The sequence below is a fragment of the Nocardioides psychrotolerans genome, assembly GCF_943371775.1.
GTDB lineage: Bacteria > Actinomycetota > Actinomycetes > Propionibacteriales > Nocardioidaceae > Nocardioides > Nocardioides psychrotolerans_A.
On the sequence record NZ_CALRWD010000011.1, the window covers coordinates 62,369 to 75,245 of the forward strand.

Consider the following 12,877-nt stretch of genomic DNA (forward strand, 5'->3'; position numbering starts at 1 on the left):
GAATGTTGAAAACGTCCCGCACTATCCCCCCAACCCCACCCCCACGACCGATTGCCCCAGGTCCGTGGACGTCCTATGATCAGATAGTTGGACATCCAAGTAGTTGCTCTCCTTCCCCACCAGCGAGGTAGTCGATGACGATCCACCAGCCCCAGCACCCGGTCCGTCTCGTGACCGCGTCGAGCCTCTTCGACGGTCACGACGCCTCGATCAACATCATGCGGCGGATCTTCCAGAGCCAGGGCTGCGAGGTCATCCACCTCGGTCACAACCGCTCCGTCCAGGAGGTCGTCGACGCGGCGCTGGAGGAGGATGCCCAGGGCGTGGCGGTGTCGTCCTACCAGGGTGGCCACATCGAGTACTTCGAGTACCTCGTGGAGTCATTGCGCGCCCAGGGCGCCGACCACGTCAAGGTCGTCGGCGGTGGCGGCGGCGTGATCGTGCACGATGAGATCCAGCGCCTGCGCCAGGCCGGCGTGACGATCTTCTCCCCCGAGGACGGCCAGCGCATGGGCCTGGTCGGGATGATCAACTCCGTCGTCAAGGACTGCGACTTCGACCTGTGGGCCGGCAAGCAGGTCACCGCCGAGCAGGTCATCAGCGGCGACCGCTTCGCCATCGCCCGGGCCATCACCGGCGCCGAGCAGGGCCAGCTCGACGCCGACACCCTCGAGCAGCTGCGCGCGAGCGCGGCGCGGCACGCGGCGCCCGTCCTCGGCATCACCGGCACCGGCGGCTCCGGCAAGTCGTCGCTCACCGACGAGCTCGTACGCCGCTTCCGGCTCGACCAGCAGGACAAGCTGCGCATCGCCGTCATCGCCGTCGACCCGACCCGCCGCCGTGGTGGCGGCGCGCTGCTCGGTGACCGGATCCGGATGAACTCCCTCGACGGCGACCGGGTCTTCTTCCGCAGCCTCGCGACCCGCGGCGCCCACGAGATCCCCGCGCACCTCTCCGACGTCATCGACGTCGTGAAGGCCGCCGGCTTCGACCTCGTCGTCGTGGAGACCCCCGGCATCGGCCAGGGCGACGCCGCGATCGTGCCGTTCGTCGACACCTCGATGTATGTCATGACGCCGGAGTTCGGTGCTGCCTCGCAGCTGGAGAAGATCGACATGCTCGACTTCGCCGACGTCGTGGCGATCAACAAGTTCGAGCGCCGCGGCGCCAAGGACGCGCTGCGCGACGTCGGGCGCCAGCTGGTCCGCAACCGCGAGGCCTTCGGCCAGCAGCCCACCGACATGCCGGTCTTCGGCACGTCCGCCGCGACGTTCAACGACGACGGCGTGACCGCGCTCTACCAGCACCTGCGCGGCCTCCTGACCGAGCAGGGCCTGACCTTCGACGAGGGCACCCTGCCGGCCGTCGACGTCAAGCACTCCTCGGGCATCCGCCAGGTCGTCCCGACCGACCGCGTGCGCTACCTCGCCGAGATCACCGAGACCGTCAGGGGCTACCACGCCCGCACCGAGGAGCTCGCCGACGCGGCCCGCCGTGTGCAGCGCCTTGAGCTCGTCACGGAGGAGCTGGGCGAGAGCGACCACGGCGCCGTCCCCCAGCTGCTGGAGAAGGCCCGCAAGGCCCTGCCCCACGACGTGTCCGACCAGATCGCCGGCTGGCCCGCGGTCGTCGAGTCCTACGCCGGCGACGAGCAGGTCACCCGGGTGCGCGACAAGGAGATCACCACGCAGCTGACCCGCGAGTCGCTCAGCGGCAACAAGATCCCGCGCGTCTCCTTGCCCCGCTTCGCCGACCACGGCGAGCTCGTGCGCTTCTGGCGCCGGGAGAACCTCCCGGGCTACTTCCCCTACACGGCCGGCGTCTTCCCGTTCAAGCGCGACGGCGAGGACCCCGCCCGCATGTTCGCCGGCGAGGGCGACCCCGCGCGCACCAACCGGCGCTTCAAGATCCTCTCCGCCGACGGCGACGCCAAGCGTCTGTCGACCGCCTTCGACTCGGTGACCCTCTACGGCCGCGACCCCGACGAGCGCCCCGACATCTACGGCAAGGTCGGCACCTCCGGCGTCAGCGTCGCCACGCTCGACGACATGAAGGTGCTCTACGACGGCTTCGACCTGGTCGCACCGTCCACGAGCGTCTCGATGACGATCAACGGTCCGGCCCCGACGGTGTTGGCGTTCTTCCTCAACACCGTGATCGACCAGCAGGTCGACGCCTTCCGCGACAAGGAGGGGCGCGAGCCGTCCGACGAGGAGCGCGCCATGCTCGCGGCGTACGCCGTCGCCAGCGTGCGCGGCACGGTGCAGGCCGACATCCTCAAGGAGGACCAGGGGCAGAACACCTGCCTGTTCTCCACCGAGTTCTCGCTGCGGATGATGGCCGACATCCAGGAGTGGTTCATCGCCCAGCAGGTGCGCAACTTCTACTCCGTCTCCATCTCCGGCTACCACATCGCCGAGGCCGGGGCCAACCCCATCAGCCAGCTCGCGTTCACCCTCGCCAACGGCTTCACCTACGTCGAGGCCTACCTCGCGCGCGGCATGGACATCGACGACTTCGCGCCCAACCTGTCGTTCTTCTTCTCCAACGGCATGGACCCCGAATACAGCGTCATCGGTCGCGTCGCCCGTCGCATCTGGGCGGTGGCGATGAAGGAGAAGTACGGCGCCAACGACCGCTCCCAGAAGCTGAAGTACCACGTGCAGACCTCCGGTCGCTCCCTGCACGCGCAGGAGATGGACTTCAACGACATCCGCACGACGCTGCAGGCCCTGATCGCGATCTACGACAACGCCAACAGCCTGCACACCAACGCCTACGACGAGGCGGTCACGACCCCGACCGAGGACTCGGTGCGCCGCGCGCTGGCGATCCAGCTGATCATCAACCGCGAGTGGGGCCTGGCGATGAACGAGAACCCGCTCCAGGGCTCGTTCATCATCGACGAGCTGACCGACCTCGTGGAGGCGGCCGTGCTCGCGGAGTTCGACGCGATCAACGAGCGCGGCGGCGTGCTCGGGGCGATGGAGACCGGCTACCAGCGCGGGCGCATCCAGGACGAGTCGATGCTCTACGAGCACCGCAAGCACGACGGCTCGCTGCCCATCATCGGCGTCAACACCTTCCGCAAGGCCGACGCCGACGGCACCCCGGTCCACATCGAGCTGGCCCGCGCCACCGACGAGGAGAAGGAGGGCCAGCTCACCCGGGTCCGCGCCTTCCAGGAGGAGCACTCGACCGAGGCCACCGAGGCGATCGCGCGACTCAAGGAGGCGGCCGTCAACGGCGACAACGTCTTCGCCGTCCTGATGGACGCCGCCCGCGTGTGCTCGCTCGGCCAGGTCACCGAGGCGTTCTTCGAGGTGGGCGGGCAGTACCGCCGCAACGTCTGAGCTGCGGCGGCACGGGGCCTTGAGCACGGGGCCTACGGCACCTCGACCAGCGAGCTGAGCGTGCTGGAGTTGCCGCCGTAGTCCACGACGGTCAGGTCGGCCTGGAGCAGCGTGCCCGGGTCGAGCGGCACGAACTCGTAGCTCAGGTTGGCGACGTCGGAGTAGAGCCCGACGTCGCTGGTCGGCTCCCACACCTGCTCGCCGTCGGCGCCGATGGTCAGCACGTCCGGGATGATGATGCCCTCGGGGTCGGGCGCCAGCTCGCCGTAGCCGCCGGTCAGCTCGTCGTAGAGGTAGATCGTCTCGCTGACGAACTCCCCCGCCTCGACGTCGAGGACCAGGGACAGCAGGGCGTCCTGGGGCTCGAGCTGATCGGGGTCGGTGGAGGCGTAGTAGGTCATCGGCACGTCGAAGAACGCCGTGCTGAGGTCGTCGCTCAGGTCGAGGTCGACGTAGGCGTAGGCGGAGTCCACGCCGTCGTCGATCTGGAGGAACGTCAGGTCGTAGTTTCCGGACGCCGTGGGCGAGCCGCCCTCGTCGGTGAAGTCCGCGATCTCCTCGCCGAGGTAGGTGATCGAGTCGTCGTCGTTGACCAGCGCATAGCTGATCGTCGCCGCGGTGATGTTCTCGAGGGCGGCGGGGTCGTAGGCGCCTGACAGCGTGATGCTGCCGTCCTCGTCGAAGCTGACCTCCGGGCCGGCGTCGGGGTCGGTGAAGGTCGGCAGCTCCTCGTCGGGGATCGCCTCGCCCGCGGAGTAGTAGCTGTCGAGGAAGGAGCGCCACTGCTCCGAGCTCACCACGTCGGCGTACGCCGGGTCCGCGAGCTCGACGACCGGCGGGAGGTAGATCGACAGACCGGTCGCGCCGGCGGTGCCGGCCCCCTCCACGCTGTCGAGGACGACGTCGTCGAGCGCACCGACGAGCGCGTCGGCCTCCTGCGCCACCTCGGGTGCGGACTCGCCGATCGAGGCCGCCAGCAGCCCGAGGTCGCTGAGGTGCTTGTCCTGGCTCTGGTCGGGGCTCCTGCCGAAGGCGAGCGTGGTCGCCTCGGACTGCCCCACGGCGGGTGCGACATCGGTCGACTGCTCCTCCATCGCCCCGGCGAAGGCGGCGACCGCCTCGTCGACGGCCTCCATCTGCGTCAGGTCGACCATCGAGAGCGTGATCGTGTCGCTGGTGCCCTGGTCGAGGGCCTGCCCCTCGAAGCCCGCGATGATCTCGGAGCCGAGCTCGTCGACCGTGGCGTCGGGGTCGTCGGCCAGCAGCTGGAGCGAGGTGTAGTCCCAGCCGTGGCCAGGCTCGAGCTCCTGCGAGGCGACCAGCCGGTCGGCCAACGGCGCCACGGCGCTCGCGACCTCGTAGTTGGCCATCAGGCAGGCGTCGAAGCCGAGCAGGTCGAGCTTGTCGACACCGGCCTGCTCGAGACCGCTGGAGATGCCGGCGGTGATCTCGGCGAGGTCGAGCACGTCGTAGTCGCTGCCCTCGTCGGGACCGATGCCCGGCCAGGAGGCGCCGTGGTCGCTGATGATCAGCGCGTAGTGCCCGGCCCGGTTGGCCTCGATGCCCTCCGCGATGAACGACGCGAGCACCTCGGGGTCGGCGGAGTTGACGTCGCCGAGGTCCTCGACGACCTCGGTCGCGCCGCCCTGACCGATGTCGAGGATCCGGCCACCGACCCAGCTGCCCTGGTCGAGCAGTTCGTCGTCGCCGTAGCCCTCGTTGCGGTCCATGAACTCACGCACGTGCAGGTTGTCGTTGGATCCCACCACGCCGATCTCGTTGACGTCGGCGACCATGAACGGCTCGAGGTCGGTGTCGGCCATGGAGTAGTGCAGGACCGTCCAACCGTCGCCCTCGCGGCCGGTGTGCTCGACGGCGCTCGTGGCGCCACCACCGCCGCCACCGTCGGAGTCGGGCTTGTCGGAGCCCCCGCCGCTGCAGGCGGAGGTGAGCAGGAGCAGGGCCGCGGAGGCCAGGACCAGACGTGACGAGGGCGCGGTGAAGGGAGGCACGTCGCGAAACTAGGGCCGCAGCCGGACGTCCGTCTGCCAAAGCGTCCAGCGGTGCGATGGGGGCTAGACCGGGCGCACGTCACACGCCGGTAGGTTCGGCACGTGAGTCCCGCACCCCTCCTGCCCACGGCCGACCAGGTCCGCTCGCTGCCGTCGCACTTCGACCAGGCCGTCGCGCCGGACGCGATCGACGAGAACGGCCACATGAACATCTCGGTCTACTTCCGCGAGGGCTCGTGGGCGGCCTGGCTGCGGCTGGGCGAGCTCGGGATGGGTGAGGACTACATCCCGGCGCGCGGGCTGTCGTTCTTCACCGTCGAGCACTCCATCCGCTACCTCGGCGAGCTGCGGCTGGGCGAGCCCTACGCGGTCCACACCGGCATCGCCGGGCGGACCTCGAAGGCCGTGCACGCGGTCTCCTTCGTGCTCGACCGCACGCACGACCGGGTCGCCTGCGTGATGGAGGTGATATACGTCCACGTGTCCATGGAGACCCGCCGGGCGTGCGACATCCCCGACGACATCGCGAGCGCCCTCGACACCGAGATCGCTGCGCACCCGTGGGTCGCCGAGGCCGCCAACCGGCTGAGCCTGCGCCGATGACCGACCTCCCCTTCGACGACCTCGGCACCGTCTACGACGGCCCCCGGCCCGTGCGCCGGGTCGTCTCGCTGGTCCCCTCCATCACCGAGGCGCTCGCCTCGGTCGACCGCGAGGCGCTGGTCGGCGCGACCGACTGGTGCACCCACCCCGCCGACCTCGACGTCACCCGCGTGCGCGGCACCAAGAACCCCGACCTGGCCGCGATCAAGGCCCTCTCCCCCGACCTCGTCGTGTGCACCAAGGAGGAGAACCGTGAGATCGACGTACGACGTCTGCGCGAGGCCGGCGTGCGGGTCTGGGTCACCGACATCGAGACCGTCCCCGGCGCGATCGCCTCGCTCGAGCGGCTGCTCGACGTGCTCGGCTGGCCGTGGCCGGAGTGGCTGCTGCGCTCGCGCTCGCTGTGGTGCGGGCCGGTCCCGCCCGTGACGGCTCGCGTCGCGATGCCGATCTGGCGCGACCCCTGGATGGTCGTGGGCAGCTCCACCTTCACCGGCGACCTGCTGCGCCGCCTCGGCTGGGACAACGTCTTCGCCCAGCACGCCGACCGCTACCCCACCGTGGACCTCGAGGCCGTCGACGCTGCCGGGGCGGACGTCGTGCTGCTGCCGGACGAGCCCTACGTCTTCACCGCCGAGGACGGCCCCGAGGCCTTCACCCGGACGCCGACCCGACTGGTGAGCGGGCGCCTGCTGACGTGGTACGGCCCCTCCCTGGTCGAGGCCGCCACGCTCAAGCTCTGACACCTCCGGTGGTCGAGCAGCGAGCGCAGCGAGCGCCGGTGGTCGAGCAGCGAGCGCAGCGAGCGCCCGTCGAGACCCCGGTCAGCTCTGAGCCTGGCTCACCTTCGCCAGCCGCAGCCACGTGTCGACGACCGTGTCGGGGTTGAGCGACATCGACTCGATGCCCTGCTCCAGCAGCCACTCCGCGAGGTCGGGGTGGTCCGAGGGCCCCTGGCCGCAGATGCCGACGTACTTGCCCTGCGCCTTGCAGGCCTTGATGGCCAGGCTGAGCATGTGCTTGACCGCCGGGTCGCGCTCGTCGAAGCCCTCGGCGACCAGCGCGGAGTCGCGGTCGAGGCCGAGTGTCAGCTGGGTCATGTCGTTGGAGCCGATCGAGAAGCCGTCGAAGTGCTCGAGGAACTGCTCGGCGATGACCGCGTTGGACGGGACCTCGCACATCATCACGACCTTGAGGCCGTTCTCCCCGCGCACGAGGCCGTGCTTGCCGAGCAGGTCGATGACGCCGCGCGCCTCCGCGAGCGTGCGCACGAAGGGGATCATCACCCAGACGTTGGTCAGGCCCATCTCGTCGCGCACGTGGCGCAGCGCCTCGCACTCCATCGCGAAGCACTCGGCGAAGTCGGCGGAGAGGTAGCGCGACGCACCTCGGTAGCCGATCATCGGGTTCTCCTCGTGGGGCTCGTAGGCCTCACCGCCGACGAGGTTGGCGTACTCGTTGGACTTGAAGTCGCTCATCCGCACGATGACCGGGTTGGGGGCGAACGCCGCCGCCAGCATGGAGATCCCCTCGGAGACGCGCTGCACGAAGAACTCGCGGGGGCCGGGGTAGGCCGCGATCGTCTCGGTGATCTGGTCGCGCAGCGCCGGGTCGAGGCTGTCGGGGTCGGCGGCGAGGTCGAGCAGGGCCTTGGGGTGGATGCCGATCTGGCGGTTGATGACGAACTCGAGACGGGCCAGGCCGACGCCGGCGTTGGGCAGCTGGGAGAAGGAGAACGCCTGCTCCGGCGTGCCGACGTTCATCATGATCTTGACCGGGACGTCGGGCATCGAGTCGAGCTCGGTGCGCTCGACGGTGAAGTCGAGGAGACCCTCGTAGACCAGGCCGGTGTCGCCCTCGGCGCACGAGACGGTGACCTCCCGACCGTCGGCGAGCTCGCGCGTGCCCGAGCCGCTGCCGACGACGGCGGGGATGCCGAGCTCACGGGCGATGATCGCGGCGTGGCAGGTGCGCCCGCCGCGGTTGGTGACGATCGCCGAGGCGCGCTTCATGATCGGCTCCCAGTCGGGGTCGGTCATGTCGGCGACGAGGACTTCACCGGTCTGGAAGAGGTGCATGTCGTCGATGGACTTCATGACGCGCACGGCGCCGGCGCCGATCTTCTGGCCGATCGCGCGGCCCTCGACGAGGACGGGTCCGGAGCCGTTCATCTTGAAGCGCTCGAGCGCGCCCGTGCGCCGGGACTCGACCGTCTCCGGTCGCGCCTGGAGCACGTAGAGCTGGCCGTCGACGCCGTCCTTGCCCCACTCGATGTCCATCGGGCGGCCGTAGTGCTCCTCGATGACCAGCGCGTGACGCGCCAGCTCCTCGACCTCGTCGTCGGTGAGGCTGAGCAGGCGGCTCTCCGCCGGGTCCACCTCGACGAACTCGGTGGTGCGACCCACGGTCTCGTCGCTCGTGTAGACCATCTTGGTGGCCTTGCCGCCGACGCCGCGCTTGAGCACCGCGGGGCGTCCGGCGCGGAGAGCCGGCTTGTAGACGTACCACTCGTCGGGGTTGACCGCGCCCTGCACCACGCCCTCGCCGAGGCCGAAGGCGGAGGTGATGAAGACGGCGTCCTTGAAGCCCGACTCGGTGTCCATCGTGAACATGACGCCCGAGCTGCCGATGTCGGAGCGGACCATGCGCTGCACCCCGGCGGACAGGCCGACGTCGGCGTGGGCGAAGCCGTGGTGGACGCGGTAGGCGATGGCACGGTCGTTGTAGAGCGAGGCGAAGACCTCGCGGATGGCCAGCAGCACCGCGTCGATGCCGCGCACGTTGAGGAAGGTCTCCTGCTGACCGGCGAAGGACGCGTCGGGCAGGTCCTCGGCGGTCGCCGAGGAGCGCACGGCGAACGACGCCTCGTCGCCACCGCTGTCGGCGGCGAGCTTCTCGTAGGCCGAGCGCACCTCCGCCTCGAGGTCCTCCGGGAAGGGCTGGCCCACGACGGCCTCGCGGATCTCGCGCCCGACCTCGGCCAGCCGGCGTACGTCGTCGGTGTCGAGGTCGTCGAGCAGGCCGGCGATGCGCTCGGCCAGACCCGTGTCCCCGATGAAGCGGTGGAAGGCCTCGGAGGTCGTGGCGAAGCCGTCGGGCACGCGGACGCCGAGGTCGGTGAGGTGGGAGACCATCTCACCGAGCGAGGCGTTCTTGCCGCCGACCTGCTCGAGGTCGCCCAGGCCGAGCTCGGAGAACCACCGGACGTTGCGGCTCTGCTCGTGGGGCTGGGTGGTCCCGGTGCTCATGGTTGCTCACTTCCGTGGTTGTCGCGGGCCTTGAAACGCTGACGGCTGGGGACGCCGCCGTTCCTCTTGAGCGTCTGCAGGATCAACGTGGAGATCTCCTCGACGGACTTGGCCGACGAGTCGATGACCGGCACCCGGTGGGCGGCGAAGATCTCGGTCGCGCGACGCAGCTCCCAGCGGCACTGCTCGGGAGTGGCGTAGCGCGAGCCCGGGCGGCGCTCGTTGCGCACCCGGGCCAGACGGTCGACGGTCGTGGTGATGCCGAAGCACCGGTCCTGCAGGTCCTTGACGGGGCGCGGCAGGTCGGAGGACTCGAGGTCCTCGTCGACGAGGGGGTAGTTGGCGACGAAGAGGCCGTGCTGGAGCGCAAGGTACATGCTCGTGGGCGTCTTGCCGCAGCGCGAGGGGGCCAGCAGGATCACGTCGGCCTTGTCGAGCGCGCGCAGGCTCTGCCCGTCATCGTGCTCGATGGTGAACTCCACGGCGGCCATGCGGGTGTTGTAGCGCTTGATGTCGCCGACGCCGTGCAGTCGCGCGGCCTCGCGGATGCCGCGCTGGCCCAGGATGCTCTCCACCCGGCTCATGTGCATGTCGAAGAAGTCGATGAGCGGCGCCGTCGTCTTGCTGAGCTCGTCGCGGATGCTGTCCTCGGCGGCGGTGGTGAACGCCAGCGGGGTCACCGGTCCGGCCATGGCCTCGTCGAGGATCTCGACCACCCGGCGCGCGTCCTCGACCGTGGAGATGAACGGGATGACCGTGCGCTCGAAGACCTGGTCGGGAAACTGGATGAGCAACGCGTTGCCCATCGTCTCCGCGCTGATGCCGGTGCTGTCGGACAGGAAGAACACGGGCACCGCGACGTCGCTGCTGGGCTCGTTCATGCGGTCCACCTCCCGGTCCCGGACTGACGCATGAGGTGCATCGTCGCACGTGGCTCGCCGCCGGTCGTCGGCGTCCGGGTCTGCTAGGCGCCGCTCCGGCGGGCGTGGTCCCGGGCGGGGCCTCGCGAGAAGGCCCGCGACGAGATCCAGTCGACCAGTGGTCCGAGCACCACGATGGCGAGCAGCGTCCCCGGCCCGACTGCTGCGCCGCAGGCATACCCGACGACGGCGCCGGCCCCCAGCAAGAGACCGTAGCCCCAGCGGAACGGCAACGGCGGGTCGAGCGCGAGCGCGGGTGCCTCGGCAGGCCCGGCCCCGGCATCCTCCGCGAGATAGCCGGCGACCCCCACCGCCAGCACCGGCAGGGCGACGACGAGCAGCAGGGCACGGCCCCACCACTGGTCCGGCTCCTCCAGGACCGCCAGGACTCCCGAGACCACCACACCCACGACGAGCGGCTGGACCACGGTCCCTATCCCGGGCGTCAGGCCGCCCGCCCACGCCAGGCCCACCAGCACGATGCCCGCGACGAGGTTGACGATCCAGAACTCCACGCCGAGCGCGAGCGAGATCCCGCTGATCATGGTCGAGTAGCCGTCCGACCCCAGCGCCGCCGTCAGCAGCAACCCCACCCCGATCCCGAGGATCGTGCAAGACACCACGAGGCGGGACATGACGGCGAGCACGGCGTGATCCTGTCAGGCAGGGCGATATCGCGTTGCCTCCACGAGGCGTGGTGACGGAGGGTTCGGACCAGAGCTGGGCCGCCGCGAGGTGGCCACGCTGGCCACGGCTCAGAGGTAGTGGCTCAGAGGTAGCGGCTCGGGTTGGGCTCCCGCTGCGGTTCGAGCGGGCCGAGGTGCTCACGCAGGGCGGCGAGCACGATCTCCAGGGGCGGGGCTCCGTCGAGCACCACCTCGCCGGGGACGCCGAGCCGGTCGTCGTCGACGCACCACTCGCGGAAGACCTCGGCCGGCACGACGGCACCGAGGGGTCGCGCCAGGTGTCGGCGCGTCGTCTCCTCGGGCGGCACGTCGAGGTAGAACACATGGGTCGGGCGCGGGTGCTCGGCCACGAGCTCGCGGAGCATGGCGCCGTAGTGCTCTGCCAGGAGGATCCCCTCGAGGACCACGTGGAGACCGATGCTCGCGCAGTAGCGCACCGTGTGGGCGATGAGACCGATGTTGTCGGCTCCGGGGACGTCGTGCTCGCGCAGCACGACCCGACGGAAGTGGTCCTGCCCGATCACCGCGACACCCGGCCCCCACTCGCGTTGCAGCTCGGCGGCGATCGACGTCTTCCCGGACGCGGCGTTGCCCCGCACGACGACGAGACGAGGGCACTGCTCCACGTCCCTGACCGTAGTCGCGGAGGTCGACGTGCGACCGAGACCCGCCGCGACCCTCACGGTGGTTGAGGTGCGAGCGCAGCGAGCCTCGAAACCACCCGGTGGTCGAGACCAGCCGGACCCCGCGCTTGCGGGGTGGTCAAACGTATGGCCACCGAAGAGGGCTCTCGCTGGCCGAGCCGGACCTGTCGGTGGTCGAGCCCGACGAGCGCCAGCGAGGAGGCGTCGAGACCCCAACGCTGGTTGAGGTGCGAGCGCAGCGAGCCTCGAAACCACTAGCCGGACGGCGCGGCACATGTCAACAAGTGCTTGTCAACCGAACGTGTCTTCGACTACACTAGATGCCATGACCACCGTCATCGACCCCCACCAGGTCGACGACGACGCGCCCACCCCCACCGACCTCATCACCCTCGTCCGACAGACCCGAGCGGCAGCCGACCAGGCCGCGCTGGATCTGTTCCACCTCGCGATCGCGGGGGCCCACGCCCACCCCGAGACCCCGGGCGACCAGTCCTGGAAAGCACCCCACCGCAGCTCCGTGCCCGCCGACGACCTCGGTGACCGCGACGACCGCACCCCCGGCACCGGCGACCTCGACGAGGACCAGTGGTTCGGCATCCCACCCATCGCCTGGAACGCCGCCGCACCCTTCGCCACCGCTAACAACATGTCCACCACGGCCGGGCGTGCGTTCATCCGCGACAGCCTCGTCATCCGCCACCGCATGCCCCGCCTCCACGCCAAGGTGTCCTCCGGGAAGGTCCCGATCTGGCGGGCGCACCGCATCGCCCGCGCCGTCCTCGGCACACCGAGGGACGTGGTGGAGCGCGTCGACAAGGCGATCGCTCCGATCGCGGAGACCGCCGGGCTCGTCACCGTCGACCGGCTCATCGATGAGGCCAAACTGAAGCTCTACGCCGAGCTCGTCGAGATCGAGTCCCTCGAGGCCCTCGAGCACCGCCACGTCACCCTCGACGAGAGGACCATGGGCCACACCGGGATCGCCACCATGGACATCCGCGGCGACTGGGCCGACCTCCACGACTTCGACACCGCCCTGTCACAGGTCGCCGACGCGCTCAAGCGCGACGGATCCCTCGAGTCGCTCGACGTACGCCGCTCCATGGCGGTCGGGATCCTCGCCGACCCCGCCCGGGCCCTCGCCCTCCTCAACCACCAGGACGCGCCGGCGCCGAGCAAGAGCATCGTGGCCTACGTCCACCTCGACACCGACGCCCTCGAAGGCCGCGGACTCCTCGCCACCGACGAGCACGGCCACACCCTCCTCGCCACCACCGTCCGCGACTGGCTCGCGAGGACCGACCGCCACGTCACCATCCGCCCCGTCCTCGACCTCACCACCCACTGCGCAGGCGGCCACGATGCCGGCCACGACGGGACCGACCCCTACGTGCCGTCGTTCACCACC

9 protein-coding genes are annotated in these 12,877 nt (G+C 70.1%); 4 read left to right on the forward strand and 5 right to left on the reverse strand.

Features of this window, described 5'->3' with window-relative positions:
• Positions 1-134 precede the first annotated feature (134 nt).
• Positions 135-3,353 carry a fused isobutyryl-CoA mutase/GTPase IcmF gene (gene icmF, locus AAG827_RS05355; RefSeq protein WP_341924811.1) on the forward strand — a complete coding sequence of 1,073 codons (3,219 nt, stop codon included), beginning with the start codon at positions 135-137 and terminating at the stop codon, positions 3,351-3,353.
• Positions 3,354-3,385: 32 nt separating this feature from the next.
• Here the strand turns inward: icmF and AAG827_RS05360 are convergent, their stop codons facing one another.
• Entirely contained in the window at positions 3,386-5,365 is a 1,980-nt protein-coding gene (locus AAG827_RS05360; RefSeq protein ID WP_341924812.1) for a clostripain-related cysteine peptidase, read from the reverse strand.
• Between the two features lie 102 nt (positions 5,366-5,467).
• Between AAG827_RS05360 and AAG827_RS05365 the strand changes: the two genes are divergently transcribed.
• Positions 5,468-5,968 carry a thioesterase family protein gene (locus AAG827_RS05365; RefSeq protein ID WP_341924813.1) on the forward strand — a complete coding sequence of 167 codons (501 nt, stop codon included), beginning with the start codon at positions 5,468-5,470 and terminating at the stop codon, positions 5,966-5,968.
• A complete protein-coding gene (locus AAG827_RS05370; RefSeq protein ID WP_341924814.1) occupies positions 5,965-6,711 on the forward strand; it encodes a helical backbone metal receptor in 747 nt (248 codons plus the stop codon). Before AAG827_RS05365 ends, AAG827_RS05370 begins: the two co-directional genes overlap by 4 nt.
• Before the next feature lie 81 nt (positions 6,712-6,792).
• Here the strand turns inward: AAG827_RS05370 and ppsA are convergent, their stop codons facing one another.
• From ppsA to AAG827_RS05390, 4 genes are all read right to left on the reverse strand, one after another.
• Positions 6,793-9,216 (reverse strand): phosphoenolpyruvate synthase, encoded by a 2,424-nt coding sequence (ppsA, locus tag AAG827_RS05375; RefSeq protein WP_341924815.1) that lies wholly within the window; start codon positions 9,214-9,216, stop codon positions 6,793-6,795.
• Entirely contained in the window at positions 9,213-10,097 is an 885-nt protein-coding gene (gene ppsR / locus AAG827_RS05380) for a pyruvate, phosphate dikinase/phosphoenolpyruvate synthase regulator (protein ID WP_341924816.1), read from the reverse strand. The genes ppsA and ppsR overlap by 4 nt, the downstream gene beginning before the upstream one ends.
• Before the next feature lie 83 nt (positions 10,098-10,180).
• Positions 10,181-10,783: a hypothetical protein gene (locus AAG827_RS05385; RefSeq protein ID WP_341924817.1), complete on the reverse strand. Its 603-nt coding sequence runs from the start codon at positions 10,781-10,783 to the stop codon at positions 10,181-10,183.
• Between the two features lie 122 nt (positions 10,784-10,905).
• On the reverse strand, positions 10,906-11,448 hold the full coding sequence (locus AAG827_RS05390; RefSeq protein ID WP_341924818.1) for an AAA family ATPase: 543 nt from the start codon (positions 11,446-11,448) through the stop codon (positions 10,906-10,908).
• Positions 11,449-11,791: 343 nt separating this feature from the next.
• On the opposite strand from AAG827_RS05390, the gene AAG827_RS05395 reads away from it, so the two are divergent.
• On the forward strand, positions 11,792-12,877 hold a 1,086-nt coding region (locus AAG827_RS05395; protein WP_341924819.1), incomplete at its 3' end, for a hypothetical protein.

Coding starts and splice junctions, on each gene's coding strand:
- AAG827_RS05370 (WP_341924814.1), top strand. CDS start 5,965: ATGACCGACCTCCCCTTCGACGACCTCGGCACCGTCTACGACGGCCCC.
- icmF (WP_341924811.1), top strand. CDS start 135: ATGACGATCCACCAGCCCCAGCACCCGGTCCGTCTCGTGACCGCGTCG.
- ppsA (WP_341924815.1), bottom strand. CDS start 9,216: ATGAGCACCGGGACCACCCAGCCCCACGAGCAGAGCCGCAACGTCCGG.
- ppsR (WP_341924816.1), bottom strand. CDS start 10,097: ATGAACGAGCCCAGCAGCGACGTCGCGGTGCCCGTGTTCTTCCTGTCC.